The sequence below is a fragment of the Pseudomonas sp. ASL7 genome (assembly GCF_056680375.1).
Genome location: NZ_CM155279.1, coordinates 3,899,240 through 3,925,623 on the forward strand (window position 1 = coordinate 3,899,240; position 26,384 = coordinate 3,925,623).

Here is a 26,384-nt window from a genome sequence, read left to right on the forward strand (position 1 = left end):
TTGGCCTCTGATCTTAAGATTCGATTCCAGCGTTAACTGGTTTCAAAAATGGTGGGTCGTGTGGGATTCGAACCTACGACCAATTGGTTAAAAGCCAACTGCTCTACCAACTGAGCTAACGACCCAAAAATGGTCGGGGTAAGGGGATTCGAACTCCTGACATCCTGCTCCCAAAGCAGGCGCGCTACCGGACTGCGCTATACCCCGGTTTGAAATTGGCTCCGTGACCAGGACTCGAACCTGGGACCCAATGATTAACAGTCATTTGCTCTACCGACTGAGCTATCACGGAACTACATATTTCAATTTACAACTGTGAAGCTTGCTTCACCTCTTCGACCCGTTCGCATCGCTGCGTTCGTGTGTCTGAGGCGCGCTATTCTACAATTTTAAGCACCTCTGTCAACCCCCTAATTTGCATTCAAGTTAATGATTTGCAACTTATTTCAGATTCCTGCTTGGGGAGCAGAAACCCTACCGGGTGACTTACTGCGGGGCGCACTTTACAAGCCTTTTCCTTTCAGTTCAACAGCCTAACGAAAAAAAAGGCCTCGCAATGCGAGGCCTGCTGTTCAGCTATGGGTTGTGTAGGAGCGAGCTTGCTCGCGAAGCACTCCATGACACGGCATTTATTCAGGAAGTGCCCTTTATCGTTAACGACCATCGCGAGCGAGCTCGCTCCTACATACAGAAGATCAGACGAAGACGATTTCGTCGTTCTCCACGATACCTTTGGCGGTATCGCCGGGCATGAAACGACCCGACAGAATCAACTGCGCCAACGGGTTCTCGATCCAGCGCTGGATCGCTCGTTTGAGCGGTCGTGCGCCATACACCGGGTCGTAACCCACCGCGATCAGCTTATCCATGGCCTCAGGGCTGAGTTCCAGTTTCAGCTCGCGTTCGGTCAGACGACTGCGCAGGCGACCCAACTGGATCTCGGTAATGCCGGCGATCTGATCCCGAGCCAACGGCTCGAAGATCACCACTTCGTCGACCCGGTTGATGAACTCCGGACGGAAGTGCGTGGAAATCGCATCCATCACCGCCGCACGCTGCGCTTCACGATCACCGACCAGTTCCTGGATCTGCACCGACCCCAGGTTGGAGGTCATGACAATCACGGTATTTTTGAAATCCACCGTGCGGCCATGGCTGTCGGTCAGTCGGCCATCTTCCAGCACCTGCAACAAGATGTTGAAGACATCTGGGTGGGCCTTCTCGACCTCGTCCAGGAGGATCACCGAATAAGGCTTGCGACGCACCGCCTCGGTGAGGTAACCGCCTTCTTCATAGCCTACGTAGCCCGGTGGCGCACCGATAAGTCGGGCCACGGAATGTTTCTCCATGAACTCGGACATGTCGATCCGCACCATCGCCTCTTCCGTATCAAAGAGGAACTCGGCCAGCGCCTTGCACAGCTCGGTTTTACCGACACCGGTCGGGCCGAGGAACATGAATGAACCGCTCGGACGATTCGGGTCGGACAACCCGGCTCGGGAACGCCGAACCGCGTTGGAAACCGCAACAACTGCTTCGTCCTGACCAATCACACGTTGGTGCAACAGGCTTTCCATCTTCATCAACTTGTCGCGCTCGCCTTCGAGCATTTTCGACACGGGAATACCGGTCCACTTCGAGACGACTTCGGCAATCTCTTCCTCCGTCACCTTGCTGCGCAGCAACTGGTTCTCGCTTTTGCCATGCTGGTCGACCATTTGCAGACTACGCTCCAGGTCCGGGATAACCCCGTATTGCAACTCGGCCATGCGGTTCAGATCGCCTTTGCGGCGAGCAGTTTCCAGTTCCTGGCGGGACTGTTCGATTTTCTGCTGGATCTGCGCGGAGCCCTGAACTTCGGCTTTTTCCGCGTTCCAGATTTCTTCGAGATCCGAGTACTCACGCTCGAGACGAACGATTTCTTCCTGGAGTTTTTCCAGGCGTTTCTTCGCCGCGTCGTCGCTTTCTTTCTTCAGCGCCTGGGATTCCACCTTCAGCTGAATCAGGCGACGCTCCAGACGGTCGAGCACTTCCGGCTTGGAATCGATCTCCATGCGGATACGACTGGCGGCTTCATCGATCAGGTCGATGGCCTTGTCCGGCAACTGACGATCCGTAATGTAGCGATGACTGAGCTTGGCCGCGGCGATGATCGCGCCGTCGGTGATCGCCACCTTGTGGTGAACCTCGTAACGCTCTTTCAGGCCACGCAGGATAGCGATGGTGTCTTCTTCGCTCGGCTCGTCCACCAATACTTTCTGGAAGCGTCGTTCGAGGGCCGCATCCTTCTCTATATATTGGCGGTACTCGTTGAGCGTCGTTGCGCCAACGCAGTGCAGTTCACCGCGAGCCAATGCCGGCTTGAGCATGTTGCCCGCATCCATCGAGCCTTCACCTTTGCCGGCGCCGACCATGGTATGCAATTCGTCGATGAACAGAATGATCTGCCCTTCCTGCTTCGACAGCTCGTTAAGCAAGGATTTCAGGCGTTCTTCGAACTCGCCGCGATACTTGGCACCGGCAATCAGCGACCCCATGTCCAGCGACAACAGCCGTTTGCCTTTCAGGCCATCCGGCACTTCACCGTTAATGATGCGCTGGGCGAGGCCTTCGGCGATGGCGGTTTTACCCACGCCAGGTTCACCGATCAGCACAGGGTTGTTCTTGGTGCGACGCTGCAGGACCTGAATGGTCCGACGAATTTCGTCATCGCGACCGATGACCGGGTCAAGCTTGCCTTCTTCGGCGCGCTTGGTCAGGTCGACGGTGTATTTATCCAGCGCCTGGCGTGATTCCTCGTGGTTGGCGTCATTGACGGCTTCGCCACCACGCAGGTTGTTGATCGCGGTTTCCAGGGCTTTCTTGCTGACGCCCTGGCCGAGCAACAATTTGCCGAGCTTGCTGTTCTCGTCCATAGCGGCGAGCAACACCAGTTCGCTGGAGATGAACTGATCACCCTTCTGCTGGGCCAGACGATCGGCCTGGTTGAGCAGGCGCGCCAGATCCTGCGACATGTTGACGTCGCCGGTCGGGTTCTGGATTTTCGGGAGCTGGTCGAGTTCTTTGGTCAGTTCTTTACGCAAGCTGTTGACGTCAAAGCCCACCTGCATCAACAGGGGTTTGATCGAACCACCCTGTTGTTCAAGCATGGCTTGCATCAAGTGCGCCGGTTCAATGCCGGGATGATCGAGGCCGACGGCCAGGGATTGGGCGTCGGACAAGGCTAACTGCAACTTGCTGGTTAAACGGTCTATACGCATGGGTCACCTTCCTTTTGAGCAGGCCGGACCTATAAACATCCTGAATGAAGAAACCTGCCAGATACCTCATTAGATGTGGTCGATTCTGGGAGATTCAAGCGTCAGGAGGTTGATGCAGATCAGGAAAGTCTAGCTTTCAAGCCAGATAAGGGAGGCAAATCGACCCGTGCGAGGGCTGCGACGGTAGGAAAAGAAGCGCGGATCGGTCACGGTGCAGAAACCGCCACCGTAGACAGCTGTTATACCGCGAGCGGCCAGGCGCAAACGCGCCAGCTTGTAGATATCGGCCATGAACTTGCCGGCATTTTGGCTCGGCACAAAAGCGGTGGCGGCTTCGGGTAATTGCTGGACGAAGGTTTCGCGTACTTCCGGGCCGACTTCAAAGGCTTGGGGGCCAATGGCCGGGCCAAGCCAGACCAACACTTCTTCTGGCGGCACGGCCAGACTGTCGAGAGTGGCCTCCAGCACGCCCGCCGCCAATCCGCGCCAACCCGCGTGGGCCGCCGCGACGCGAGTACCGGCACGGTCGCAAAACAATGCTGGCAGACAATCAGCCGTCATCGACGCGCAGGCAATCCCAGGGGTTGCGGTCCAACTGGCATCAGCGGTATCCACACGGCTTGGGTCTGCATGAGCCACGACAATGCCGTGAACCTGTTGCAGCCAGGCCGGTTGAATAGAGAAATGATCGGTGAGACGACGACGATTTTCGGCCACAGCTTCGGGGCTGTCGTCGACGTGATCGCCGAGATTGAGGCTGTCGAACGGCGCCAGACTGACGCCGCCCGCACGGGTGGTAACGCAGGCTTTCACCCCGGCAGGCGCAGGCCAGTCGGGTATCAGCCAGTCACTCATCCGATGAACGCCTCGCGGTCTTGCTTGAGCAGCGTCAGTAACCAGACGAAGTCGTCGGGCAGTGGCGATTCCCAGCTCATGCGTTTACCGGTCGTCGGGTGATCCAGCTCCAGGAACCGCGCATGCAGCGCCTGACGCGGGAACGCCTTCAACGATTCGATCATGGTCACACTGGCTGCCGGCGGGATACGGAAACGACCGCCATAGGCAGGATCTCCGACCAACGGGAAGTTGATGTGGGCCATGTGCACACGAATCTGGTGCGTACGACCGGTTTCCAGCTTTACCCGCACGTGAGTGTGGGAGCGGAAACGCTCAAGCACGCGGTAATGGCTGACGGCTTGCTTGCCGCCTTCCATCACGGCCATGCGCTGGCGTTGCTGACCATGGCGACCGATCGGCGCGTTGATCTTGCCGCCCGCCGTCACCACGCCGATCACGATGCACTCGTAGATCCGGCTGACGCTGCGGCTCTGCAACTGTGTAACCAGCTGCGTCTGCGCCTGAATGGTCTTGGCCACCACCATCAGACCGGTGGTGTCCTTGTCCAGTCGATGCACGATACCGGCGCGGGGCACATTGATAATGTCCGGCACATGGTGCAGCAAGGCGTTGAGCAAGGTGCCATCGGCGTGGCCGGCAGCCGGGTGAACCACCAGGCCCGCGGGCTTGTTGATCACCAGGATGTCGTCGTCTTCATAGACGATGTCCAGCTCGATGTCTTGAGCGATCCATTCACCCTGAGCTTCCTGCTCGGCAGTCAACTCAAGAATGGCGCCACCATGAACGATGTCTCGCGGGCGGATAACCGCCCCATCCACAGTCAGGCGGCCGTCTTTGATCCAGGCGGAAAGGCGCGAGCGCGAGTGCTCAGCGAATAGTTGTGCGGCGACTTGATCGAGGCGTTGGCCGCCCAATTCGGACGGCACCTCTGCGCGAAGTTCAATTTTATCGGACATGCTCAGACTAGGCGTCGGCACAGCCTTTGGTTTCGGCTGCGCGCTTGTGGTTAAATACGGCGTCTTTTGCCCCGAGGCTATTCAACGGGGCGCCCATCATAACAGGACGGCCCCGCCCAAGACAGCGGCCGTCATAGGGACGCAAGCCGCCATGCAAGTGAAACACCTGCTGCTGATCGCCATCCTCGCATTGACCGCTGCTTGCTCATCGAAGGAAGTCGTAGACGAAAACCTGAGTGAAGTCGAGTTGTACCAGCAGGCTCAGACCGACCTGGACAACAAAAGCTATACCACCGCCATAGCCAAGCTGAAGGCTCTGGAATCGCGTTATCCGTTCGGTCGCTACGCCGATCAGGCTCAACTCGAACTCATCTATGCCAACTATAAGAACACTGAGCCTGAGGCTGCGAAATCCGCTGCCGAGCGTTTCATTCGCTTGCACCCGCAGCACCCGAACGTCGATTACGCCTACTATCTCAAGGGGCTGACGTCTTTCGATCAGGACGTCGGCCTGCTGTCGCGCTTTCTGCCGTTGGACATGACCAAGCGTGACCCGGGTGCCGCTCGTGACTCCTTCAACGAGTTCGCCCAGCTGACCAGCCGCTTCCCAAACAGCCGTTACTCGCCTGACGCCAAGCAGCGCATGATTTACCTGCGTAACCTGCTGGCGGCCTACGAAATTCACGTTGCAGACTACTACCTGACCCGTCAGGCCTATGTCGCTGCCGCGAACCGTGGTCGTTATGTGGTAGAAAACTTCCAGGAAACACCTTCGGTCGGTGACGGCCTGGCGGTAATGGTCGAGTCGTACCAGCGCATGCACCTGGACGAACTGGCCAATACCAGCCTCGAAGCCCTGAAGCTCAATTACCCGAACCACCCGAGCCTGGTGGACGGTCAGTTCAAGCCATCGATGGAAGAAGCCGACAACCGGTCGTGGTTGAGCAAGGCGACTCTGGGCTTGATCGATTCCCGCCCACCGCTGCCGCCGGGCGAAACCCGCGCCAACCAGGACGTGCAGAAGCAGTTCCAGGATGCCAAAGACGCGATTCCAAGCGATCTCAAGCCTAAAGATACAAATGGCGATGTGACCAAAGAGGAAAAGCATGAAACACAAGGCAATAACACTGACCGCTCGTGGTTCAGCCGCCTGACCTTCGGCGTGTTCGACTGACGTGTAGGAGCGAGCTTGCTCCGGGCGGCGTTCCGACGATGGACTCAAGAGCGCCGCGTTTAGCCAGTAAGCACGCGTTATCGTTAACGACCATCGCGGGCAAGCTCGCTCCTACAGTCCCTAAAAAAGGGAGACTCTCGAGTCTCCCTTTTTTATTACTCCGTTTTATTACGCTGTGCGCCTGCCATGTCCTTCGCTAAACTGCCGGTTCATCGGTCATATAGCAGCTGCTCGCCATGCTTGGTAAATTGTTCTGGATTGCCCTGATAGTTGCGGCGATATGGTTCTGGCGCAAGAACAAGCGCCAGGCTTCTGCACCCAAGTCCACTGCCGAACTGGAAGCGGCGCCCATGGTTCGCTGCGCACATTGCGGCGTCCACCTGCCCCGCGACCGCGCGCTGAATCTTCAACAAAAATGGTATTGCAGCCAGGCTCATCTTGAGCAAGGCCCGAGCTCCAGTGATCGCTGAGACGTCCAGTCCCGGCAGCAAACAGGCCCAGCGACTGCTGCGCCTTTATCACCTCTACCGCTTAAGCGTCGGCATCACCCTGGTGTTGTTGATCTCCAGCAACATGGATAACCAGCTGCTGACATATACCAATGACGACCTGCTGCGCAGTGGCAGCTGGTTGTACCTGGTACTGAATATCCTGTTGGTGGTCTTCCTCGAGAACACCCGACGACCGGCGCAACGGGTCGCCCTGTCGCTGGCCGATGTGTTGCTGCTGTGCGGCCTGTTCTATGCCGCGGGCGGTGTGGCCAGCGCCATCGGCAATTTGCTGATCGTGTCGGTGGCCATCAGCAACACCTTGTTGCGAGGCCGCATCGGCCTGCTGATTGCTGCAGTCGGCGCGTTAGGCATCGTCGGCTCGAGCTTTTTCTTGAGCTTCAGCCAACCCACCAGCCCTAACGATTACCTGCAAGCCGGCACCCTTGGCGCTTTGTGCTTTGCGGCGGCGTTGCTGGTGCAAGGCCTGATACGACGCCTGGACGTCAGCGAAACGCTGGCCGAACAACGGGCTAACGAAGTTATCAGCCTCGAAACCCTCAATGCGCTAATTCTCAAACGCATGCGTACCGGCATCCTGGTGCTCGACAACCACCGGCGGGTTCAACTGGCCAACCACAGCGCCTTGACCCTGCTGGGTCGCGGCAGCCTCGAAAACCAGCTGATCGACAACCATTGCCCTGCCCTCGTTGAACGCCTGCAACTGTGGTTCAACAATCCGACACTGCGCCCCCAGAGCCTGAAAATCGCCAGCACGGGTCTGGAGCTGCAACCCAGCTTCATTGCCCTTGACCAAAGACCCCATCACCACACGTTGGTCTTTCTCGAAGACCTTGCCCAGATCGCCCAGCAAGCCCAGCAATTGAAACTTGTCGCCCTTGGCCGCCTGACTGCCAGCATTGCCCATGAGATTCGCAACCCTCTGGGCGCCATCAGTCATGCCGCACAGCTATTGCAGGAGTCAGAGGAACTGAACGGAGCGGACCGACGTCTGACACAAATTGTTCAAGACCACTCCAAGCGCATGAATCGAGTCATCGAAAACGTCCTGCAACTGTCCCGTCGCCAGCAAACCGAGCCACAACGGCTCGATCTGAAGCCGTGCCTGGAACGGTTCGTCGCCGAAACCCGCGAGGGCGTGAGCGAGCGTCAGCAGATTCACCTGCACATCGGTACTGGCGACTTCAAAACCCTGATGGACCCGAACCAGTTGAACCAGATTCTCGACAATCTGTTGCGCAATGCCTGGCGCCACAGCGCGCTGAGCCATGACCAGGCGCAAGCCTGGCTTAAGCTGTTTGTCCACCCGAACAGCCAACTGCCGACCCTGGAGGTTCTGGACAATGGTCCCGGCGTCGCGCCAGACCATCGGGTGTACTTGTTCGAGCCGTTCTTCACCACGAGCCCTCAAGGCACCGGGCTGGGGCTTTATCTGTCCCGTGAGCTGTGCGAAAGCAACCAGGCCCGCCTAGACTTTGAACCACGCCAAGGCGGCGGCTGCTTTCGCATCACCTTTGCTCACGGACGGAAACAAGGTTGAACATGAGCTCACGACAAAAAATCCTGATCGTCGACGACGAACCGGATATCCGCGAACTCCTGGAAATCACCCTGGGACGGATGAAACTCGACACCTTCAGTGCTCGTAACCTTGGCGAAGCCCAAACGCTGCTGAGCCGAGAGACATTCGACCTGTGCCTGACCGACATGCGCCTGCCGGATGGCACCGGCCTGGAGTTGGTGCAACACATCCAGCAACGCTATCCGCACGTACCCGTGGCGATGATTACCGCTTACGGCAGCCTTGAGACGGCGATCAATGCCCTCAAGGCCGGCGCCTTCGACTTTCTGACCAAACCGGTCGATCTCACCCGCCTGCGGAAGCTGGTCACCAGTGCTCTGAGCCTGCCCGCGCCCGCCGGCATCAGTCATGCCATTGATCGTCGGTTGCTGGGTGATTCTTTGCCCATGCGCAGCCTGCGCCAACACATCGACAAACTGGCGCGCAGCCAGGCGCCGGTGTACATCAGCGGCGAATCCGGCAGCGGTAAGGAATTGGTCGCGCGACTGATTCATGAGCAAGGGCCACGCGCCAACCAGCCGTTTATCCCGGTGAACTGCGGGGCAATCCCGTCGGAATTGATGGAAAGCGAGTTTTTTGGCCATCGCAAAGGCAGCTTCACTGGCGCTATCGAAGACAAACCAGGCCTGTTTCAAGCGGCTCATAGCGGCACGTTGTTCCTCGACGAAGTGGCTGATTTACCGCTGGCGATGCAGGTCAAGCTGCTGCGGGCGATTCAGGAAAAAACCATCCGATGTGTCGGCGGGCAACAAGAGATCGTGGTCGATGTGCGCATCCTCTGCGCCACCCACAAAGACCTCGACGCCGAAGTCGCCGCTGAACGCTTTCGCCAGGATTTGTACTATCGCCTGAATGTGATCGAGCTACGCGTTCCGCCTTTGCGCGAACGCCGGGACGACATTGAGCCCTTGGCCAGCCATGTGCTTAAGCGCCTGGCTGCAGGTAGCGGCCAGCCTGCCGCAACACTCCACCCACACGCCCTCGCCGCGCTGAAAAGCTACCGCTTCCCTGGCAATGTGCGGGAACTGGAGAACATGCTCGAAAGGGCTCACACCCTCTGCGAAAACACACAAATCGAAGCCTGCGACCTGCGACTGGCCGAAGGCAACTGTGCCGCCGAAGGCGGTGTGCCAGACCTGACGCAGATCGATAACCTGGAACACTATCTGGAAAACGTCGAACGCAAACTCATCCTTCAGGCCCTGGAAGAAACCCGCTGGAACCGCACGGCGGCGGCTCAGCGGTTGAGTCTTTCATTCAGGTCGATGCGTTATCGACTGAAGAAATTAGGCTTGGATTGAGGGCCCCTTCGCGAGCAGGCTCGCTCCCACAGGGTTTAGTGGCGTGCACAAAATCTGAAAACACCGCCGATCAACTGTGGGAGCGAGCCTGCTCGCGAAGGCGATCTAACCGGCGCCAAATTCCCGCAGCTAGACCCGCCCGGCCGGCGCATACGGAGCAGGATCAATAATCGGCTCACGCCCCAACATCACATCTGCAAACAACTGACACGATGCTGGCGCCAATACCAGCCCATTACGGTAATGCCCGCAATTGAGCCAAAGCCCATTGAATCCCGGCACCCGACCGATATAGGGAATGCCCTCTGGCGAACCTGGTCGTAGCCCGGCCCAATGCCCCACGACCTCGGCATCCGCCAGTGCAGGAATCAACTCCACCGCCGAAGCCTTCAGACTCTCCAGTGCCGAATCGGTCGGCGTCTTGTCGTAGCCTTCATGTTCCAGCGTACTGCCAATCAGAATGTGCCCGTCGCGCCGGGGAATCGCATAACGCCCCTTGGCCAGCACCATACTCGGCAGGAAGTCGGCCGCGCACTTGTAGAGAATCATCTGCCCTTTCACCGGTTCGACCGGCAGGTCCAGTCCCAGGCTTTTGAGCAAATCACCACTCCAGGCGCCCGCGGTCAGGACCACCTGATCACCGTGGATAACCCCCGCCGAAGTCTGAACGCCGACGACTTGATCGCCGTCACGGACAAACCCGCTGACTTCGCACTGCTCATGAATCGTCACGTTCGACAGTGCCAGCAAGGCAGCCTTGAGTGACTTCACCAGCCGCGGATTGCGCACATTGGCCACATCCGCCATGTAGATCGCCCTGGAAAAACCGGCGCCCAGTACCGGGACAGCATCGTGTGCCGCCGAGATATCCACAGCCCGCAGCGGACGGTTCTCCCGCTTGGCCCAGGCCAGCGCTTGGGCCTCATCATCCAGATCCAGCCAGTAAAGGCCTGTGGTGTGAACCTCGGGATCTACACCGGTCGCAGCAAACAGGCGCTCGCCGAGCTGTGGATAAAAGTCCTGGGACCAATGGGCCAGCGCGGTGACCGCTGGGCTGTAACGCCACGGATAAAGCGGCGAAACGATTCCCCCACCGGCCCAGGACGACTCCTGACCCACACTCGAACGATCCAGCAGCACGACGCTCTGCACCTCTGAAGCGAGATTGAATGCCGTCAGCAGGCCAATCACCCCGCCGCCGACAATCACTACTTGCTCTTGCCTGCTCATGTTCTGATCCAACCGATAAATAGACAGAGGCGCAAAGGACGCCCGAAAAATGAAAATCAGCGCCCCCAGCAATCCTTGGTGGTCAGCCCTGCCGTTGCATTGACCATGCTTCTGACGCCGGTGTTGGTGAGGGTGAAATCCCCACACTTGTCAGTCGCCATGGCGCCGGCCTTACGTACGGCGGTCAGCAAAAACGTCTGGTCGGTCAGGGTTGGCGTAATGGTGTAGTAGTCATTGCCGGCGCTCAGGCCGGTAGCACCGGTGTAGACATTCTTGTTCGAATAGAACCGTTCAAGCGTCTGCGCCTGCTCGGAGAGCAGACCGACCACTTCGGCGCGTCGCCCCTTATTCACGTACTCGATGAGGCTTGGGTAACCAATGGTGATGACGATCCCGATGATCGCAATCACGATCATGATTTCGATCAGGGTAAAACCTCGGATGGATCTGCGCATGCCTCAACTCTCACTTACTGTATTTGTCGCCACATGATGCGACGGCTGCCGCCGCCGGATTTTTCCACCAGTGTGCTGATGCCGCCACTGGAATCGTTCACGATCTTGCGGGTCGCACCGTTGACGATAGCGTTCAGGGTCGGGATGTCACCGGTAAATATCACCCCACTGGAAACCATGTCAGTGCTGTCGACCACGGCGTCGCCATTACTGCCCTGCACCGCATAGTTGAGCATCTTACCGCTGAACGCATCCAGTTCGACCAGGCACTGAGGGGTAAGGCTGTTTTTATAGAATGCGTAGCCACCCTTTGAACAGGTCGGCGTACGTTTTACCGTTGGGTCAAATCCGGCGGTATAAATAATGCTGTTCATCCTCCCCGAGTCATCAATCATCAGCATCACGTTCGGCGCAACCGCCGCAACGCTCAACAACGGTGAGTCCGAGGGTGTGAAGGCATACGCCGGCGCCGAGAGGTAAAGCCCCAACAGCGCGCCGCACAACAGCTGCCATAACGTGGCGCGCCTCTCAGTACTTCGCATAAATACTCTCCACCACACTGCGAACGTTGTTGCCCACAATGGCCACCGCTGTAACCCGATAAAGCGTTGCGCAGGTGTTGCTCGGTACATTTACGGCAGTCAGCGTTGTACCGATGTTCTGCACCCCATAGAAGCCACTGCCGGTTGCGATCCAGGTCACCCCCGAGGTGGAATTGAACCCGCCAGCGGTTATCCATGATGATTCTGCCGGTGGCGCGCATTGAGTCGTGCCGCTGCACACCGGCAACGTATAGGTGTCCAGTTGCACCGCACTTTCACCGATGCGCAGCGCGGCTTCGGCGGCCTGAAATGACTGATTGCGCAAGGTCACGCTATTGGCCATTTTTTCCTGCAGGGTCGCGTTCTGCATCGATGAAATGCCAATCAAAGTCAGCAGCAAAAGGAACACCAGACTGACCAGCAGCGCCATGCCGCGCTGGGCGTGGGCCGTCACGGGAAAACAGTTCATCGGCCCTCCTCTCATGGCAAGCGGTTGCGTAAAGCAGCAACCACGTTGAAGGTTTGATCGCGCACCCGTTTGTTCGGGTCAGTGAGCGTCAAGGTCAGCCGCACGCTGCGGATTCGCGCCGGGTCTGATGGGTTGGTGCTGTAGCTGGAAGTAGAGACATCGGTCGCCGAATTGGCGAGACCGAAGCTCACGTTGAAGGCACTGACGTTGTCGACCAACACCGCCGGAATGGGTGTACCGATGCCGACGGCCATCGTCAGCTGATTGTTCTTGAGGCTATACACCAGTCTTCGAATCGGAAACGCCAGTTGTCCCGACGCGGGAACCTGCGCATTGGAATAAGCCGTTGCAGTGTTTCGGCAATCGGACACCACCGTCCAGGTCGGCGTCCCGCCGCCTCCACCGACATCGGCGGTCACCAGGGTCAGTTTGAGTTTGGCGTTGTCCCAACTGATCGGCACTCTCTGGCTGGCACTGAAGCTCCCTCCGGCGCTTGCGTCATTGATCACCCCCAGGCACCCGAACATCCCCACCATGCGGATTTCCTGAATCAGTTTGCTCAGCACAAAACGCGCATCTTCCTGCATGCTGGCCGAGGCGTTCTGACTGACGTAGGTGTTCTTGGCCGCAATGAATATCTGCGCCACGCCCAGAACCACGATCAAGCTCAACGCCAGGGCAATCAATAATTCGATCAGGCCGAAACCTTTGCTGGACTGGTTCACGGCGTCGACACCGGGTCGACGGTAGCGCGACTGGTCAGAACAAAGCTGCGACGGGAATTGGCCGTATTGGCCGCCCTTGAGTCGTCCCAGGTAATGGTGATGGTGTACACCCGCTGATTGAGGGTGACGCTGCCCGTGGCGCTGGTGCCGAGGAGATTGATGATGTTGGAGGTGAAGTCGTAGAGGTCCTGATCCCGGGCGACGCTCAGGTTGCCCGAGGTCGGTGGTGTGACGGTGTAATCGGCACCGGAGTTGGCGCGAATGCGATCCATCATGTCGTAGGCGATAAAACTCGCCTGGCTGGTCATCCGCGAGCTGTCAGTGTACTTCAGCGCATTGAGCTGAATCGCCGCCGCCCCCAACAGCCCAACGCTCAGAATCACCAACGCCACCAAGACTTCGATCAGCGTCATGCCCTCCTGTGCACGCTTGCTCCCTTCCCTCATCCGCAACTTCCACCCAATAGAATTCGTCCGTTAAGACACACATTCAGCGTCCTGCTTTGCGCCCCCAATACATAACTGATCACCACCGCCGTAGACGGTGCCGACAAACCGCCGAGATTGTTGAAATCGATGGCAGTTACGCCTGAGGTTAGTGTCAGAGTCGCGCCGCTGCTCATCGCTGGAACAACCCGCAATACATTGGCCGGTGTGCCAGTACCGGCATAGACCGTCACCTCCCCGGTCCAGACACTGCCGCCAACCGTGGGGCGAACCCGGGTGGTAACGCCGCGATCAATCGCCTCCAGCCGTGCAAAATTCAAACCTCGTTGCAAGTCGCCGATCTCGGTGTCGGCCTTGGTGCTTTGTACCGAGCGGGTGAATGCCGGAACGGCCAGGCTGATCAGGATCAAAAAGACCGCGAGCGTGACCAGCAACTCGATCAGCGTGAAACCTTTTGTACGATGATCCATCAGTGCCCTCCGTAGCCGTCGGCTATACCTGCCTCTACACGCTAAAACTCTCGACCGGCAGATGTTCGCTTGTGTTGTCATTACTCGCGCCAGGATCGCGCAGGTCGCCACGTTCCAAGGAGGGACATGTCATGCGTCAGCAAGGTTTCAGCCTGATCGAACTGCTCATGGGACTGACAATTATCGGGATTGTTCTGCTACTGGTCAGTCCGGCGCTCGCAACGCTCAAGGAAACGAACCATCGCGAGGAGGCGGCGAGGTCTCTTGTCAGTGGCATGCGCAGTGCCAGGAGCGAGGCGATCGCCCGCAATCAGGCCGTCGTCATACACGGGATAAACGAGGACTGGAGCCAGGGCTGGCGGATCATTCTGGATATTAATGGCAAGGGACATGACGACAGCAGCAATCCACTGCTAGTCGAGCGCAGGAGCGGCAATCGGGTGCCGATTTTCGGCAATCAATATGTGAAGACTTCCGTACGATTCAGCCATTTGGGCGAACCGCTGCATGGTGGGTTTCAATCAGGGACGTTGCACATTTGCGCAACCCGCGAACCGGTAAGCGAGTTCCAGGTGGTACTGGCCTCCAACGGCCGCGTCAGCCTGCGCAGCAAAAAAACTGCACAGGCGTTATGCGCGAGAGGAGAAAACTCAGAGCAGCGAACGGACGCGTAGCTCTTTAGGCATGGAGAACGTGATGTTTTCCTCACGACCGGCCAGCTCGTCGGCACCGGTTGCGCCCCAGGCCTGCAACTGTTGGATCACGCCACGCACCAGAACTTCCGGTGCGGAGGCGCCAGCGGTAATGCCGATGCGCTCGACACCTTCGAACCAGCTCTTTTGCAGGTCTTCGGCGCCATCGATCAGATAGGCCGGGGTGGCCATGCGCTCTGCCAGTTCACGTAAGCGATTGGAGTTGGAACTGTTCGGGCTGCCAACCACCAGTACCACGTCGCATTCATCGGCCAGTTGCTTGACGGCGTCCTGACGGTTTTGCGTGGCGTAGCAGATGTCGTCCTTGCGCGGGCCACCGATCGCAGGGAAGCGCATACGCAGCGCGTCGATGACGCGACTTGTATCGTCCATGGACAGGGTGGTCTGGGTCACGAACGCCAGTTTTTCAGGATTGTTCACCTGCAGTGCGGCAACGTCTTTCTCATCTTCGACCAGGTAAATCGCCCCACCATTGCTGGCATCGTACTGGCCCATGGTGCCCTCGACTTCCGGGTGACCGGCATGGCCGATGAGGATGCATTCACGGCCGTCACGGCTGTAGCGAGCAACTTCGATGTGCACCTTGGTCACCAGCGGGCAGGTCGCGTCGAACACTTTCAAGCCACGGCCAGCGGCTTCGGTACGTACCGCCTGGGAAACACCGTGGGCGCTGAAGATCACGATCACATCGTCCGGCACTTGGTCCAGCTCTTCGACGAAAATCGCCCCGCGCGCGCGCAGGTCTTCGACGACAAACTTGTTGTGAACCACTTCGTGGCGCACATAGATCGGCGGCCCGAAGACTTCCAGGGCGCGATTGACGATTTCGATCGCACGGTCCACGCCGGCGCAGAAGCCACGGGGGTTGGCGAGTTTGATTTGCATGCTGTGCCTCGTGTCTTGCCCTGTGTGTAGGAGCGAGCTTGCTCGCGATGGACCAACGGGCACCGTGTTCATCCAGAAAAAACGCGGTGCCCTTGAGACCATCGCGAGCAAGTTCGCTCCTACAATGTTACAGCGATTTGACGTTGATGATCTCGACGTCAAAGGTCAGTGTCTTGCCGGCCAGCGGGTGGTTGAAGTCGATGGTCACTTGCTCGTCATCGAACTCTTTCACCACGCCGGGCAGCTCGGTATTCGCCGCATCGTTGAAAATCACCAGCAAGCCGGGCGACAGTTCCATGTCCTTGAACTGCGAGCGCGGGATGATTTGCACGTTCTGCGGGTTCGGCTGGCCAAAGGCGTTTTCCGGCTGAATCGTCAGCGTACGCTTGTCGCCAGCCTTGAAGCCGAACAGCGCAACTTCGAAACCTGGCAACAGGTTACCGTCGCCAACCTTGAAGGTCGCCGGGGCTTTGTCGAACGTGCTGTCGACGGTGTCGCCGTTCTCCAGGCGCAATGCAAAGTGCAAGGTGACTTCCGTGTTCTGGCGGATGCGTTGCTCAGCCAATACCTGTTCAGTCATGAACGGTTTCTCCGGTCTTCTTACTTTTGAACATGTCCAATGCAAGCATTACAGCACCCACAGTAATCGCACTGTCGGCAAAGTTGAACGCCGGGAAGTACCAGCGGTTCTGCCAATGCACCAGAATGAAATCGATCACATGGCCCAGGGCAATGCGGTCATACAGATTACCCAGCGCGCCGCCGAGCACCAGGGCCAGCGCAATCGCCAGCCAGGTTTCTTTGCGGCCCAGACGCTTGAGCCATACCACTAGCACCGCACTGACCACCACCGCGATCAGGGCAAACAGCCAGCGCTGCCAGCCAGAGCTGTCGGCCAGGAAACTGAACGCCGCGCCCGTGTTGTAGGCCAGGGTCCAGCTGAAGTAATCGGGGATCACCACGATTTGCTGGTACATGCTCAGCGAGCCTTCAAAGTAGAACTTGCTGGCCTGGTCGATGACCAGGACCAGCAAACTCAACCAAAGCCAGCTCAGCCGTCCAAAACGGCCAACGGCATTAGGCATAGTGACGAACCTCGCCAGCGCCGCTGATGTTGTCGACGCACCGACCGCAGATTTCCGGATGCTCCGGGTTCACGCCGACGTCTTCGCGGCAGTGCCAGCAACGGGCGCACTTGGCGTGGCTCGACTTGACCACTTGCAGTTTCAAACCGCTGACTTCGGTGACCACGGCATCGGCCGGAGCCTGCGCGAACGGCGCAACAGCAGCCGTCGAGGTGATCAGCACGAAACGCAGTTCATTACTCAGCTTGGCCAGGTCGGCACTCAGCGCTTCTTCGGCGTACAGCGTCACTTCGGCTTGCAGGTTGCCACCGACGGCCTTGGCCGCGCGCTGGATTTCCATTTCCTTGTTGACCGCGACTTTCACCGCCATGATCCGCTCCCAGTAGGCGCGATCCAGCTCGACGCCTTCCGGCAGTTCGGTCAGGCCTTCGTACCAGGTGTTGAGCATCACGGATTCGTTACGCTCACCCGGCAGGTACTCCCACAACTCGTCGGCAGTGAATGCCAGGATCGGTGCGATCCAGCGCACCAGCGCTTCGCTGATGTGGTACAGCGCGGTTTGTGCCGAACGGCGAGCCTTGCTGTTGGCGCCAGTGGTGTACTGACGGTCCTTGATGATGTCGAGGTAGAAACCGCCCAGCTCCTGCACGCAGAAGTTGTGGATCTTGGAGTAGACGTTCCAGAAACGGTACTCGCCGTAGTGCTCTTGCAGCTCGCGTTGCAGCAGCAGGGTACGGTCCACGGCCCAACGGTCGAGGGCGAGCATTTCTTCCGCCGGCAGGATGTCGGTGGCCGGGTTGAAACCGGTGAGGTTGGAGAGCAGGAAGCGCGCGGTGTTACGGATACGCCGGTAGGCGTCCGCACTGCGTTGCAGGATCTGCTCGGAAACCGCCATTTCACCCGAGTAGTCGGTGGAAGCCACCCACAGACGCATGATGTCGGCGCCCAGGGTGTCGTTGACCTTTTGCGGCGCGATCACGTTGCCCAACGACTTGGACATCTTGCGGCCGGACTCATCGACGGTGAAGCCGTGGGTCAGCAGCTCGCGGTATGGCGCGTGGTTGTCGATGGCGCAACCGGTCAGCAGCGACGAGTGGAACCAGCCACGGTGTTGGTCCGAGCCTTCCAGGTACAGGTCGGCCCGTGGACCGGTCTCGTGGCCCATCGGGTGCGAACCGCGCAGGACGTGCCAGTGCGTGGTGCCCGAGTCGAACCAGACGTCCAGCGTGTCGCTGATCTTGTCGTATTGCGGCGCTTCATCGCCCAGCAGCTCGGCAGCGTCCATCTTGAACCAGGCTTCAATGCCTTCGACTTCGACGCGCTTGGCGACTTCTTCCATCAGCTCGGCGGTCCGTGGGTGCAGCTCACCGCTTTCCTTGTTCAGGAAGAACGGGATCGGCACGCCCCAGTTGCGCTGACGGGAGATGCACCAGTCCGGACGGTTGGCGATCATCGAGTGCAGACGCGCCTGACCCCAGGCCGGGACGAACTTGGTGTCCTCGATGGCTTTGATCGCACGCTTGCGCAGGGTATCGCCGGTCACCGGCTCTTTGTCCATGCCGATGAACCACTGCGCCGTGGCGCGGTAGATCAACGGGGTCTTGTGACGCCAGCAGTGCATGTAGCTGTGTTCGATGGTGGTGGTGTGCAGCAGCGCACCGACTTCGGTCAGTTTGTCGACGATGGCCGGGTTGGCTTTCCAGATGAACTGGCCGCCGAAGAACTCCAGCGAGGTCGCGTAAACGCCGTTGCTTTGTACCGGGTTGAGGATGTCGTCATTGACCATGCCGTATTTCTTGCAGGTCACGAAGTCGTCCACGCCGTAAGCCGGAGAGGAGTGAACCACGCCGGTGCCAGCGCCCAGTTCAACGTATTCGGCCAGATAAACCGGCGACAAGCGATCGTAGAATGGGTGACGGAAGTTGATCAGTTCCAGCGCTTTACCGGTGGTGGTCGCGATGACCGAGCCTTCCAGGCTGTAACGCGCCAGGCACGACTCGACCAGCTCTTCAGCCAGCACCAGCAGTTTGTCGCCGACATCGACCAGGGCGTAGTTGAATTCCGGGTGAACGTTCAGCGCCTGGTTGGCCGGGATGGTCCACGGTGTGGTGGTCCAGATCACGATCGAAGCAGGCTTGCCCAGCGACGGCAGGCCGAAAGCGGCCGCCAGCCTGGCTTCATCGGCAATCGGGAACGCCACGTCGATGGTCGAGGACTTTTTGTTTTCGTACTCGACTTCCGCTTCCGCCAACGCCGAACCACAGTCGAAGCACCAGTTCACAGGCTTCAGGCCCTTGAACACGAAGCCGCCTTTGACGATTTCAGCCAAGGCACGGATTTCACCGGCCTCGTTTTTGAAGTCCATGGTCTTGTACGGGTTGGCGAAGTCACCCAGCACGCCCAGACGGATGAACTCGGATTTCTGGCCTTCGATCTGCTCGGTCGCGTAGGCACGGCACAGTTCGCGGGTCTTGTCCGCGCCCAGGTTCTTGCCGTGGGTCACTTCGACTTTGTGCTCGATCGGCAGACCATGACAGTCCCAGCCCGGAACATAAGGCGCGTCGAAACCCGACAGGGTTTTCGAGCGGATGATCATGTCCTTGAGAATCTTGTTCAGCGCATGACCGATGTGAATCGTGCCGTTGGCGTACGGAGGACCGTCGTGAAGTACGAACTTCGGACGATCCTTGCCAATCTCGCGCAACTTACCGTACAGGCCAATGCTGTCCCAGCGCTGCAGAATCTGCGGTTCGCGCTGAGGCAGGCCGGCCTTCATTGGGAAGGCGGTGTCCGGAAGGTTTAGCGTGGCTTTATAGTCGGTCATTTAAGGCTCTTCATTAGCGATTGGCGCTAGGTGCGACAGGGCACGGGCGGTGGCGACATCCGCATTGATCGCCGTCTTGAGCGCCTCCAGAGAGGCGAAACGCTGCTCTTCACGCAGCTTGTGGTGGAAAACCACCGTCAAACGCCGGTCATACAGATCGCCGGCAAAATCTAAAAGGTGCACTTCGAGGTGGGCTTTGCCATCTCCCTGGACCGTGGGTCGCACGCCAATGTTGGCGACGCCTGGCCAGGTCTTGCCGTCGATGTCGACGTTGACCAGGTAAACCCCGGTCAGCGGCACGCGACGCCGCTTGAGTTGTATGTTGGCGGTTGGCGTACCCAGTTGGCGCGCCAGCTTCTGGCCATGCAGCACCCGTCCGGCAATCCGGAACGGACGACCGAGCAGTCGCTCGGCCAAGGTAAAATCGGCAGCCGCCAGGGCATTGCGGACCTGGGTGCTGCTGACCCGAATACCGTCCAGCTCGACGGTTTGTGCCGCTTCGACGGTAAAGCCCTGAACAATGCCTGCCTGTTGCAGGAAATCGAAATCTCCTGCCCGGTCACAGCCGAAACGGAAGTCGTCACCGACCTCCAGGTGCTGCACGCCGAGGCCGTCCACCAGAATGGTATCGACGAACTCGCTGGCACTGAGCTTGCTCAAGCGCTGATTGAAGGCCAGGCAAAGGACCCGGTCAACACCTTCGACGGCCAGCAGCTGCAGCTTGTCCCGTAGCCGGGCCAGACGAGCAGGCGCCGTGTCCGGAGCGAAGAATTCCCGAGGCTGCGGCTCGAAAATCACCACGCAGCTGGGCACGCCCAACTCGATCGCACGTTCACGCAGACGCGCCAGGATTGCCTGGTGGCCACGGTGAACACCGTCAAAGTTGCCAATAGTGGCGACACAGCCCCGATGCTGGGGGCGCAGATTGTGGAGGCCTCGAACCAGCTGCATAACGCGCTTCTTGCTCATAAAGTGGTCGATTATAACCACACCCGGCGGCCGACGACAGGCAACACCGTAACCAAAGTGATCGAGCCGACAAAACCGCCGGCCCGCCCGTGTTTATCGAGGTAACGACCTCAGCTCAAGGCCTTGCGATTGAAGTCGCGTAACCGGAAGCCCATCAACGCCAGCATACCGAAATATGCCACCACACCTGCGACGACCAAAGCACCCAGACGTAAAAAGCGTTCAGGCATGTGCCCATGATCCCAAGCGGGCATGAAGTGCATCGCACCCAGCAGTACCGCGGACATCACAACAACAGCGACCACCAGTTTGGCGCCGAACTTCGCCCAACCCGGCTGCGGCTGGTACATCTGCTGCTTGCGCAGCTGATAGAACAACAGCCCGGCGTTGATGCAGGCCCCGACGCTGATGGCCAGGGCAAGGCCGGCATGGGCCAGCGGACCAATCAACACCAGGTTGAACAACTGGGTGACGATCAGGGTGAAAATTGCAATTTTTACCGGTGTGCGGATGTTTTGTTGCGCATAAAAGCCCGGCGCCAGCACTTTGATCACGATAATTCCCAACAAACCAACCGAATAAGCGATCAGCGCCCGCTGGGTCATGGACGCATCAAACGCACTGAACTGGCCGTACTGGAACAGCGAAACAGTGAGTGGCTCGGCCAGGATCCCCAATGCCAGTGAGCACGGCAACACCAACACGAAGCACAGGCGCAGGCCCCAATCGAGGATTCGCGAGTACTCATGGCGATCCTTGCTGGCGTAAGTCTTGGCCAGCGTCGGCAGCAGAATCGTGCCCAACGCCACACCGAGCACGCCCGACGGCAACTCCATCAAGCGGTCGGCGTAGTACATCCAGGACACAGAACCGGCCACCAGGAATGAGGCGAAAATGGTGTTGATGATCAGCGAAATCTGACTCACGGACACCCCGAGAATCGCTGGCAGCATCTGTTTCATCACCCGCCAGACGCCGCTGTCGCGCAGATTCAGGCGCGGCAGCACCAGCATGCCGATCTTTTTCAGGTGCGGCAGCTGGTAAAGCAATTGCGCCAGGCCACCCGCCAGAACCGCCCAACCCAGGGCCATGACCGGCGGATCGAAATACGGCGTCAGAAACACCGAAAAGATGATCATGCTGACGTTGAGCAGTGTCGGCACAAAGGCCGGCACCGAGAAGCGGTTGTACGTATTGAGGATCGCACCGGCCAATGAAGACAGGGAGATCAGCAAAATATAAGGGAAAGTCACCCGCAACAAACTGGAGGTCAGCTGGAATTTTTCCGGGGTATTGGTGAACCCAGGTGCCGTGGCCCAGATGACCCACGGCGCAGCGAGCATGCCTAACACGGTGACCAACGCCAGCACCAGCGTCAGCAGACCCGAGACATACGCAATGAACGTTCGCGTCGCCTCCTCACCTTTTTGGCTTTTATATTCGGCAAGAATCGGCACAAATGCCTGGGAGAAGGCCCCCTCGGCGAAAATCCGCCGTAGCAGATTGGGCAGTTTGAAGGCGATAAAGAAGGCGTCGGTCGCCATTCCAGCGCCAAATGTACGCGCGATGAGCGTGTCACGAACGAACCCCAGAACCCGGGAAACCATTGTGATAGAGCTGACGGCGGCCAACGATTTGAGCAGATTCATTGAAAGAGTTTGTGCCTGTCGATAAACAGCAGGCGAACAAAGCGCCTACTTATGCGATACTCCGCGCCGCAGCAGCACAGAGCCAAAGCTCGCGAGTTTACAGGTCAAGCGCCGGAAATAAATATCCCGCCTCTTTATACCTACCACTTAGCGGAACGTCTCAACCGCCCTTGACAAGACATCAACTCATCGGCATGATTCGCGGCCTATTTTGTTTGCTATTTCCTAAAAAGTCTTTCGAGGAGCTCGACGGTGGCCAACACACCTTCCGCCAAAAAACGTGCAAAACAGGCTGAGAAGCGTCGCAGCCACAACGCCAGCCTGCGTTCCATGGTTCGTACCTACATCAAGAATGTAGTTAAAGCCATTGACGCAAAAGACGCTGAAAAAGCTCAAGCTGCTTACGTTCTGGCCGTGCCAGTTATCGACCGTATGGCCGATAAAGGCATCATCCACAAGAACAAGGCTGCTCGTCATAAGAGCCGCCTGAACGGTCACGTCAAGGCTCTGAACCTTGCTGTTGCCGCATAAGCGATAAGCTTGTTAAAAAACCGACCCTAGGGTCGGTTTTTTATTGCCCGCGATTTAATGAAAGCACCGCAAAAAAATGTGGGAGCGAGCCTGCTCGCGAAGGGGTCCTAACATTCAACATCATCGTTGACTGTTACACCGCTTTCGCGAGCAGGCTCGCTCCCACATTTGGATTTTCGCTGGATTACTGAGCGTGCGTCCACGGCAAGATCGGAATTGCCGTCACCGCATTCTGCGGACTGCCTTCGATCAAGCGATCGCTGTACACCAGATACACCAGCGTATTGCGCTTTTTATCGAGGAACCGCACCACCTGCATGGTCTTGAACACCAGCGAAGTGCGCTCCTTGAACACCTCTTCACCATCCTTGAGCTCACCCCTGAAGCTGATCGGCCCGACCTGACGACAGGCGATAGACGCTTCAGCGCGATCTTCAGCCAACCCCAGACCACCCTTCACACCACCCGTCTTGGCTCTCGACAGGTAGCAGGTCACACCATCAACCTTCGGATCATCAAACGCTTCGACAACAATACGGTCGTTCGGGCCGACGAATTTGAACACCGTCGACACCTGACCTATCTCCTCGGCCGAGGCCAGCAGCGGCATCGCCAACAACAAGCCCAACAATCCATTTGCTACGCGCATTCAGGTACTCCTTCAAACCAGAATCAGGTTATCGCGGTGAACCAGCTCCGGCTCCGCCATGTAACCCAACAAACCGACAATCGCCTCTGACGACTGACCGATGATTTTTTGCGCTTCCAGAGCACTGTAATTGGCCAGTCCGCGAGCGATTTCACGACCGTCCGGCGCCACGCACACCACCATTTCGCCGCGACGGAAGCTGCCCTGGACCAGTTTGACGCCGACCGGCAGCAAACTTTTGTTGCCCTGGGACAATGCCGTCACCGCCCCCGCATCCAGCACCAGCGTGCCACGGGTTTGCAGATGCCCGGCCAGCCACTGCTTGCGCGCCGCCAACATGCCGCGCTCCGGCGACAGCAACGTGCCGAGGCGCTCGCCCGCTTTCAGGCGATCCAGCACACGCTCAATGCGCCCGCCAACGATGATTGTATGAGCACCCGAACGAGCCGCCAGACGCGCCGCACGCAATTTGGTCTGCATCCCGCCGCGCCCCAAGGCACCACCGGTACCACCGGCCACCGCATCCAGCGCCGGATCATCGGCCCGCGCTTCGTAAATCAGGTTGGCGTCAGGGTTGTTGCGCGGATCGGCGTCGAACATGCCGTCACGATCTGTAAGAATCACCAGCAAGTCAGCCTCGACGAGGTTCGCCACCAGCGCTGCAAGCGTGTCGTTGTCGCCGAATCGGATTTCGTCGGTGACCACGGTGTCGTTCTCGTTGATCACCGGGATAACCTTCAGCTCAACCAGCGCACGCAAGGTGCTACGAGCATTCAGGTAGCGCTTGCGGTCAGACAAGTCATCATGAGTCAGGAGAATTTGCGCGGTGTGCCGGCCATGCTCGGCAAAGCTCGACTCCCAAGCCTGCACCAGGCCCATCTGACCGATGGCGGCGGCGGCCTGCAACTCGTGCATCGCGCTGGGTCGCACGGTCCACCCCAGACGGCTCATGCCCGCAGCCACAGCCCCGGAGGACACCAGCACCAGCTCGACGCCCGCCTCATGCAAGGCCACCATCTGTTCGACCCAGACACCCATTGCTGCGCGATCCAGGCCCTTGCCGTCCGCCGTCAGCAATGCGCTGCCGATCTTCACAACCCAACGCTGCGCACCTGTCACCTTGCTCCGCATCATCTTCAACCTTAGCTTGAGGACAGAACGACCCAGCGCTGCCCATAACGTTATTCGTGACTACCGATTTCCGGAAACTAAAACGCCGCTCAATTGAGCGGCGCCTTAGAAACCGGCTTGCGGCGATGATAACACCGCTTGTAGGAGCGAGCTTGCTCCGGGCGGCGCTCCGACGAAGGACGCCAACGATGATGCGTATTGGCTGAATCAACGCGGCGCTTTTGAGCCTTTCGCGAGCAATCGAGCGTCGACCGGCTGCTCCTACACAATCAGTCACGCACGTAAATGATTTCCGGACCGTCTTCGTCATCCACGTCTTCTTCGTCCCAATCGTCGTCACCGATGTCATGGACCGACTTCACGCCGCTGCGGCGCAGGGCACGCTGGTCATCCAGCGCCTGCAACTGGGCACGGGCTTCGTCTTCGATGCGCTGATCGAGCTCGGCCAACTCTTCTTTGTAAGCCGGGTCATTCGCCAGACGATCGGCACGATCTTCCATGTAACGCATGATGTCGTGGCACAGACGCTCAGTGCCCAGCTTGGAAATGGCCGAAATCACGTAGACCGGACCGGTCCACTCAAGGCGATCAACGATCTCCTTGACGCGAGCATCGTGCTCTTCTTCAAGGATCTGGTCGCACTTGTTCAACACCAACCAACGATCACGCTCAGCCAGGGACGGGCTGAACTTGGTCAATTCGCTGACGATCACTTCAGCAGCATCCGGAGCACTGGCATCATCCAGCGGCGCCATGTCGACGAGGTGGAGCAGCAAACGGGTACGCGACAAGTGCTTGAGGAAGCGAATCCCCAGGCCCGCGCCATCGGAAGCGCCTTCGATCAGGCCCGGAATGTCCGCAACCACGAAGCTTTTCCAGCGGTCGACCGAGACCACACCCAGGTTCGGCACCAGCGTGGTGAACGGGTAGTCGGCGACTTTCGGCTTGGCAGCCGATACGGAACGAATGAAGGTACTTTTGCCTGCGTTCGGCAAGCCCAGCAGACCCACGTCTGCCAACACCTTCATTTCCAGCTTGAGGTCACGCGCCTCACCCGGCTTACCCGGAGTGGTCTGACGCGGAGCACGGTTGGTACTGGATTTGAAACGGGTGTTGCCCAGACCGTGCCAGCCGCCATGGGCAACCAGCAGACGCTGACCGGCCTTGGTCAGGTCGCCGATGACTTCCTGAGTAGCGGAGTCGATAACAGTCGTGCCGACTGGAACGCGCAGCACCAGCTCCTCACCTTTCTTGCCGGTACAGTCGGTGCTGCCGCCGTTGGAACCGCGCTCGGCATCGAAGTGCCGGGTGTAACGGTAGTCCACCAGGGTGTTGAGATTTTCGTCGGCGACCATGTAGACCGAGCCGCCATCACCACCGTCGCCGCCGTTCGGGCCGCCGTTTTCAATGAATTTTTCGCGACGGAAACTCATGCAACCGTTACCGCCGTCGCCGGCCTTTACTCGAATCGATACTTCATCAACAAACTTCATAACAAAACGCCTCTCGTCATACGGACGAGCCGAAAAACACTAAGACATAAGACTCTTGCAAAAATGAGCGCAGCGACCTCAATCAACGACCGCAAATCCAGCGCTGGAGCCCATTACAAACAGCTTTGCAAGAGACTCACCCCACAAACGAAAAAGCCCCGTCGCGAGACAGGGCTTTTCCAGCAACTACGTAATTATGCCGCGACGACTTCAGTCTTCGGGACAATGCTCACGTAACGGCGGTTGAAAGCGCCTTTTACTTCAAACTTGATCACGCCGTCGATTTTGGCGAACAGAGTGTGATCTTTACCCATGCCAACACCGTAACCGGCGTGGAATTGGGTGCCGCGCTGACGCACGATGATGTTGCCCGGAATGATAACCTGGCCGCCATACATCTTCACGCCAAGGCGTTTGGCTTCTGAGTCGCGACCGTTACGGGTACTACCACCAGCTTTTTTGTGTGCCATGAGTCAAT

The 26,384-nt window shown here is 58.5% G+C and carries 25 protein-coding genes, 3 tRNA genes and 1 pseudogene; 6 read left to right on the forward strand and 23 right to left on the reverse strand.

Annotation, left to right across the window (positions count from 1 at the left end; genetic code table 11):
• Window positions 1-49: 49 nt before the first annotated feature.
• The 6 genes from AC1MDT_RS18015 to rluD form a co-directional block, all read right to left on the reverse strand.
• Window positions 50-125 (reverse strand) — tRNA-Lys (locus AC1MDT_RS18015).
• A 5-nt stretch (window positions 126-130) separates the two neighbouring features.
• Window positions 131-207: transfer RNA gene (locus AC1MDT_RS18020), tRNA-Pro, on the reverse strand.
• Between the two features lie 9 nt (window positions 208-216).
• Window positions 217-292: transfer RNA gene (locus tag AC1MDT_RS18025), tRNA-Asn, on the reverse strand.
• Between the two features lie 403 nt (window positions 293-695).
• Window positions 696-3,260 carry an ATP-dependent chaperone ClpB gene (gene clpB, locus AC1MDT_RS18030; RefSeq protein ID WP_480418348.1) on the reverse strand — a complete coding sequence of 855 codons (2,565 nt, stop codon included), beginning with the start codon at window positions 3,258-3,260 and terminating at the stop codon, window positions 696-698.
• Between the two features lie 129 nt (window positions 3,261-3,389).
• Entirely contained in the window at window positions 3,390-4,115 is a 726-nt protein-coding gene (gene pgeF, locus AC1MDT_RS18035; protein WP_480418349.1) for a peptidoglycan editing factor PgeF, read from the reverse strand.
• A complete protein-coding gene (rluD, locus tag AC1MDT_RS18040; protein ID WP_046048807.1) occupies window positions 4,112-5,074 on the reverse strand; it encodes a 23S rRNA pseudouridine(1911/1915/1917) synthase RluD in 963 nt (320 codons plus the stop codon). Before rluD ends, pgeF begins: the two co-directional genes overlap by 4 nt.
• A gap of 151 nt (window positions 5,075-5,225) precedes the next feature.
• On the opposite strand from rluD, the gene AC1MDT_RS18045 reads away from it, so the two are divergent.
• From AC1MDT_RS18045 to AC1MDT_RS18060, 4 genes are all read left to right on the forward strand, one after another.
• The gene (locus AC1MDT_RS18045) at window positions 5,226-6,248 is read left to right on the forward strand and encodes an outer membrane protein assembly factor BamD (RefSeq protein WP_480418350.1); all 1,023 of its coding nucleotides are present in this window, start codon (window positions 5,226-5,228) and stop codon (window positions 6,246-6,248) included.
• Between the two features lie 236 nt (window positions 6,249-6,484).
• Window positions 6,485-6,718 carry a PP0621 family protein gene (locus AC1MDT_RS18050; protein WP_480418351.1) on the forward strand — a complete coding sequence of 78 codons (234 nt, stop codon included), beginning with the start codon at window positions 6,485-6,487 and terminating at the stop codon, window positions 6,716-6,718.
• Window positions 6,708-8,297 carry a sensor histidine kinase gene (locus AC1MDT_RS18055; RefSeq protein WP_480418352.1) on the forward strand — a complete coding sequence of 530 codons (1,590 nt, stop codon included), beginning with the start codon at window positions 6,708-6,710 and terminating at the stop codon, window positions 8,295-8,297. The genes AC1MDT_RS18050 and AC1MDT_RS18055 overlap by 11 nt, the downstream gene beginning before the upstream one ends.
• A gap of 2 nt (window positions 8,298-8,299) precedes the next feature.
• The gene (locus AC1MDT_RS18060; RefSeq protein ID WP_480418353.1) at window positions 8,300-9,640 is read left to right on the forward strand and encodes a sigma-54-dependent transcriptional regulator; all 1,341 of its coding nucleotides are present in this window, start codon (window positions 8,300-8,302) and stop codon (window positions 9,638-9,640) included.
• Window positions 9,641-9,769: 129 nt separating this feature from the next.
• Here AC1MDT_RS18060 and thiO read toward each other — a convergent pair whose 3' ends face one another.
• From thiO to AC1MDT_RS18095, 7 genes and pseudogenes are all read right to left on the reverse strand, one after another.
• Complete coding sequence (gene thiO / locus AC1MDT_RS18065; protein ID WP_480418354.1) at window positions 9,770-10,870, reverse strand: glycine oxidase ThiO; 1,101 nt, start codon at window positions 10,868-10,870, stop codon at window positions 9,770-9,772.
• 56 nt (window positions 10,871-10,926) lie between these two features.
• Entirely contained in the window at window positions 10,927-11,325 is a 399-nt protein-coding gene (locus AC1MDT_RS18070; RefSeq protein ID WP_480418355.1) for a type IV pilin protein, read from the reverse strand.
• Window positions 11,326-11,339: 14 nt separating this feature from the next.
• Window positions 11,340-11,591, reverse strand: a pseudogene (locus tag AC1MDT_RS18075) (pilus assembly protein); the annotation flags it as partial.
• A gap of 262 nt (window positions 11,592-11,853) precedes the next feature.
• Window positions 11,854-12,336, reverse strand: coding sequence for a pilus assembly PilX family protein (locus AC1MDT_RS18080; protein ID WP_480418356.1), 483 nt, complete (start codon window positions 12,334-12,336; stop codon window positions 11,854-11,856).
• 11 nt (window positions 12,337-12,347) lie between these two features.
• Window positions 12,348-13,061, reverse strand: a complete 714-nt coding sequence (locus tag AC1MDT_RS18085) for a PilW family protein (RefSeq protein ID WP_480418357.1) — start codon at window positions 13,059-13,061, stop codon at window positions 12,348-12,350.
• Window positions 13,058-13,507, reverse strand: coding sequence for a type IV pilus modification protein PilV (gene pilV, locus AC1MDT_RS18090; protein WP_480418358.1), 450 nt, complete (start codon window positions 13,505-13,507; stop codon window positions 13,058-13,060). The genes AC1MDT_RS18085 and pilV overlap by 4 nt, the downstream gene beginning before the upstream one ends.
• Entirely contained in the window at window positions 13,504-13,977 is a 474-nt protein-coding gene (locus AC1MDT_RS18095; RefSeq protein WP_480418359.1) for a GspH/FimT family pseudopilin, read from the reverse strand. Before AC1MDT_RS18095 ends, pilV begins: the two co-directional genes overlap by 4 nt.
• A 131-nt stretch (window positions 13,978-14,108) precedes the next feature.
• On the opposite strand from AC1MDT_RS18095, the gene AC1MDT_RS18100 reads away from it, so the two are divergent.
• Window positions 14,109-14,651 carry a GspH/FimT family pseudopilin gene (locus AC1MDT_RS18100; protein ID WP_480418360.1) on the forward strand — a complete coding sequence of 181 codons (543 nt, stop codon included), beginning with the start codon at window positions 14,109-14,111 and terminating at the stop codon, window positions 14,649-14,651.
• On the opposite strand, the gene ispH is transcribed toward AC1MDT_RS18100, so the two are convergent.
• The 6 genes from ispH to murJ form a co-directional block, all read right to left on the reverse strand.
• Complete coding sequence (gene ispH / locus AC1MDT_RS18105) at window positions 14,628-15,575, reverse strand: 4-hydroxy-3-methylbut-2-enyl diphosphate reductase (RefSeq protein ID WP_480418361.1); 948 nt, start codon at window positions 15,573-15,575, stop codon at window positions 14,628-14,630. The genes AC1MDT_RS18100 and ispH overlap by 24 nt on opposite strands.
• Window positions 15,576-15,702: 127 nt before the next feature.
• The gene (gene fkpB, locus AC1MDT_RS18110; protein WP_480422826.1) at window positions 15,703-16,140 is read right to left on the reverse strand and encodes an FKBP-type peptidyl-prolyl cis-trans isomerase; all 438 of its coding nucleotides are present in this window, start codon (window positions 16,138-16,140) and stop codon (window positions 15,703-15,705) included.
• A gap of 7 nt (window positions 16,141-16,147) precedes the next feature.
• Window positions 16,148-16,660 carry a signal peptidase II gene (lspA, locus tag AC1MDT_RS18115; RefSeq protein WP_414907628.1) on the reverse strand — a complete coding sequence of 171 codons (513 nt, stop codon included), beginning with the start codon at window positions 16,658-16,660 and terminating at the stop codon, window positions 16,148-16,150.
• Window positions 16,653-19,484 carry an isoleucine--tRNA ligase gene (gene ileS / locus AC1MDT_RS18120; protein WP_480418362.1) on the reverse strand — a complete coding sequence of 944 codons (2,832 nt, stop codon included), beginning with the start codon at window positions 19,482-19,484 and terminating at the stop codon, window positions 16,653-16,655. Before ileS ends, lspA begins: the two co-directional genes overlap by 8 nt.
• A complete protein-coding gene (gene ribF, locus AC1MDT_RS18125) occupies window positions 19,485-20,435 on the reverse strand; it encodes a bifunctional riboflavin kinase/FAD synthetase (RefSeq protein WP_480418363.1) in 951 nt (316 codons plus the stop codon).
• 128 nt (window positions 20,436-20,563) lie between these two features.
• The gene (gene murJ / locus AC1MDT_RS18130) at window positions 20,564-22,102 is read right to left on the reverse strand and encodes a murein biosynthesis integral membrane protein MurJ (protein ID WP_480418364.1); all 1,539 of its coding nucleotides are present in this window, start codon (window positions 22,100-22,102) and stop codon (window positions 20,564-20,566) included.
• Between the two features lie 252 nt (window positions 22,103-22,354).
• Here murJ and rpsT point away from each other — a divergent pair, with 252 nt between their 5' ends.
• A complete protein-coding gene (gene rpsT, locus AC1MDT_RS18135; protein ID WP_008154937.1) occupies window positions 22,355-22,633 on the forward strand; it encodes a 30S ribosomal protein S20 in 279 nt (92 codons plus the stop codon).
• 184 nt (window positions 22,634-22,817) lie between these two features.
• Here rpsT and AC1MDT_RS18140 read toward each other — a convergent pair whose 3' ends face one another.
• The 4 genes from AC1MDT_RS18140 to rpmA all read right to left on the reverse strand — a co-directional run bounded on the left by AC1MDT_RS18140 (window position 22,818) and on the right by rpmA (window position 26,376).
• The gene (locus AC1MDT_RS18140) at window positions 22,818-23,282 is read right to left on the reverse strand and encodes a CreA family protein (protein WP_480418365.1); all 465 of its coding nucleotides are present in this window, start codon (window positions 23,280-23,282) and stop codon (window positions 22,818-22,820) included.
• Window positions 23,283-23,294: 12 nt separating this feature from the next.
• A complete protein-coding gene (gene proB / locus AC1MDT_RS18145; RefSeq protein ID WP_480422827.1) occupies window positions 23,295-24,413 on the reverse strand; it encodes a glutamate 5-kinase in 1,119 nt (372 codons plus the stop codon).
• Between the two features lie 269 nt (window positions 24,414-24,682).
• Window positions 24,683-25,906: an Obg family GTPase CgtA gene (cgtA, locus tag AC1MDT_RS18150; RefSeq protein ID WP_462016591.1), complete on the reverse strand. Its 1,224-nt coding sequence runs from the start codon at window positions 25,904-25,906 to the stop codon at window positions 24,683-24,685.
• Between the two features lie 194 nt (window positions 25,907-26,100).
• Window positions 26,101-26,376, reverse strand: coding sequence for a 50S ribosomal protein L27 (gene rpmA, locus AC1MDT_RS18155; RefSeq protein ID WP_003215862.1), 276 nt, complete (start codon window positions 26,374-26,376; stop codon window positions 26,101-26,103).
• Between the last annotated feature and the right edge of the window lie 8 nt (window positions 26,377-26,384).

Bases quoted from the DNA above. Each gene is read 5' to 3' on its own strand.
- ribF (WP_480418363.1), bottom strand. From the start codon at position 20,435: ATGCAGCTGGTTCGAGGCCTCCACAATCTGCGCCCCCAGCATCGGGGC.
- clpB (WP_480418348.1), bottom strand. From the start codon at position 3,260: ATGCGTATAGACCGTTTAACCAGCAAGTTGCAGTTAGCCTTGTCCGAC.
- pgeF (WP_480418349.1), bottom strand. From the start codon at position 4,115: ATGAGTGACTGGCTGATACCCGACTGGCCTGCGCCTGCCGGGGTGAAA.
- AC1MDT_RS18095 (WP_480418359.1), bottom strand. From the start codon at position 13,977: ATGGATCATCGTACAAAAGGTTTCACGCTGATCGAGTTGCTGGTCACG.
- AC1MDT_RS18045 (WP_480418350.1), top strand. From the start codon at position 5,226: ATGCAAGTGAAACACCTGCTGCTGATCGCCATCCTCGCATTGACCGCT.
- rluD (WP_046048807.1), bottom strand. From the start codon at position 5,074: ATGTCCGATAAAATTGAACTTCGCGCAGAGGTGCCGTCCGAATTGGGC.
- AC1MDT_RS18140 (WP_480418365.1), bottom strand. From the start codon at position 23,282: ATGCGCGTAGCAAATGGATTGTTGGGCTTGTTGTTGGCGATGCCGCTG.
- cgtA (WP_462016591.1), bottom strand. From the start codon at position 25,906: ATGAAGTTTGTTGATGAAGTATCGATTCGAGTAAAGGCCGGCGACGGC.
- AC1MDT_RS18070 (WP_480418355.1), bottom strand. From the start codon at position 11,325: ATGCGCAGATCCATCCGAGGTTTTACCCTGATCGAAATCATGATCGTG.
- lspA (WP_414907628.1), bottom strand. From the start codon at position 16,660: ATGCCTAATGCCGTTGGCCGTTTTGGACGGCTGAGCTGGCTTTGGTTG.
- pilV (WP_480418358.1), bottom strand. From the start codon at position 13,507: ATGAGGGAAGGGAGCAAGCGTGCACAGGAGGGCATGACGCTGATCGAA.
- rpmA (WP_003215862.1), bottom strand. From the start codon at position 26,376: ATGGCACACAAAAAAGCTGGTGGTAGTACCCGTAACGGTCGCGACTCA.
- AC1MDT_RS18060 (WP_480418353.1), top strand. From the start codon at position 8,300: ATGAGCTCACGACAAAAAATCCTGATCGTCGACGACGAACCGGATATC.
- murJ (WP_480418364.1), bottom strand. From the start codon at position 22,102: ATGAATCTGCTCAAATCGTTGGCCGCCGTCAGCTCTATCACAATGGTT.
- AC1MDT_RS18100 (WP_480418360.1), top strand. From the start codon at position 14,109: ATGCGTCAGCAAGGTTTCAGCCTGATCGAACTGCTCATGGGACTGACA.
- AC1MDT_RS18080 (WP_480418356.1), bottom strand. From the start codon at position 12,336: ATGAACTGTTTTCCCGTGACGGCCCACGCCCAGCGCGGCATGGCGCTG.
- thiO (WP_480418354.1), bottom strand. From the start codon at position 10,870: ATGAGCAGGCAAGAGCAAGTAGTGATTGTCGGCGGCGGGGTGATTGGC.
- AC1MDT_RS18050 (WP_480418351.1), top strand. From the start codon at position 6,485: ATGCTTGGTAAATTGTTCTGGATTGCCCTGATAGTTGCGGCGATATGG.
- ileS (WP_480418362.1), bottom strand. From the start codon at position 19,484: ATGACCGACTATAAAGCCACGCTAAACCTTCCGGACACCGCCTTCCCA.
- proB (WP_480422827.1), bottom strand. From the start codon at position 24,413: ATGCGGAGCAAGGTGACAGGTGCGCAGCGTTGGGTTGTGAAGATCGGC.
- ispH (WP_480418361.1), bottom strand. From the start codon at position 15,575: ATGCAAATCAAACTCGCCAACCCCCGTGGCTTCTGCGCCGGCGTGGAC.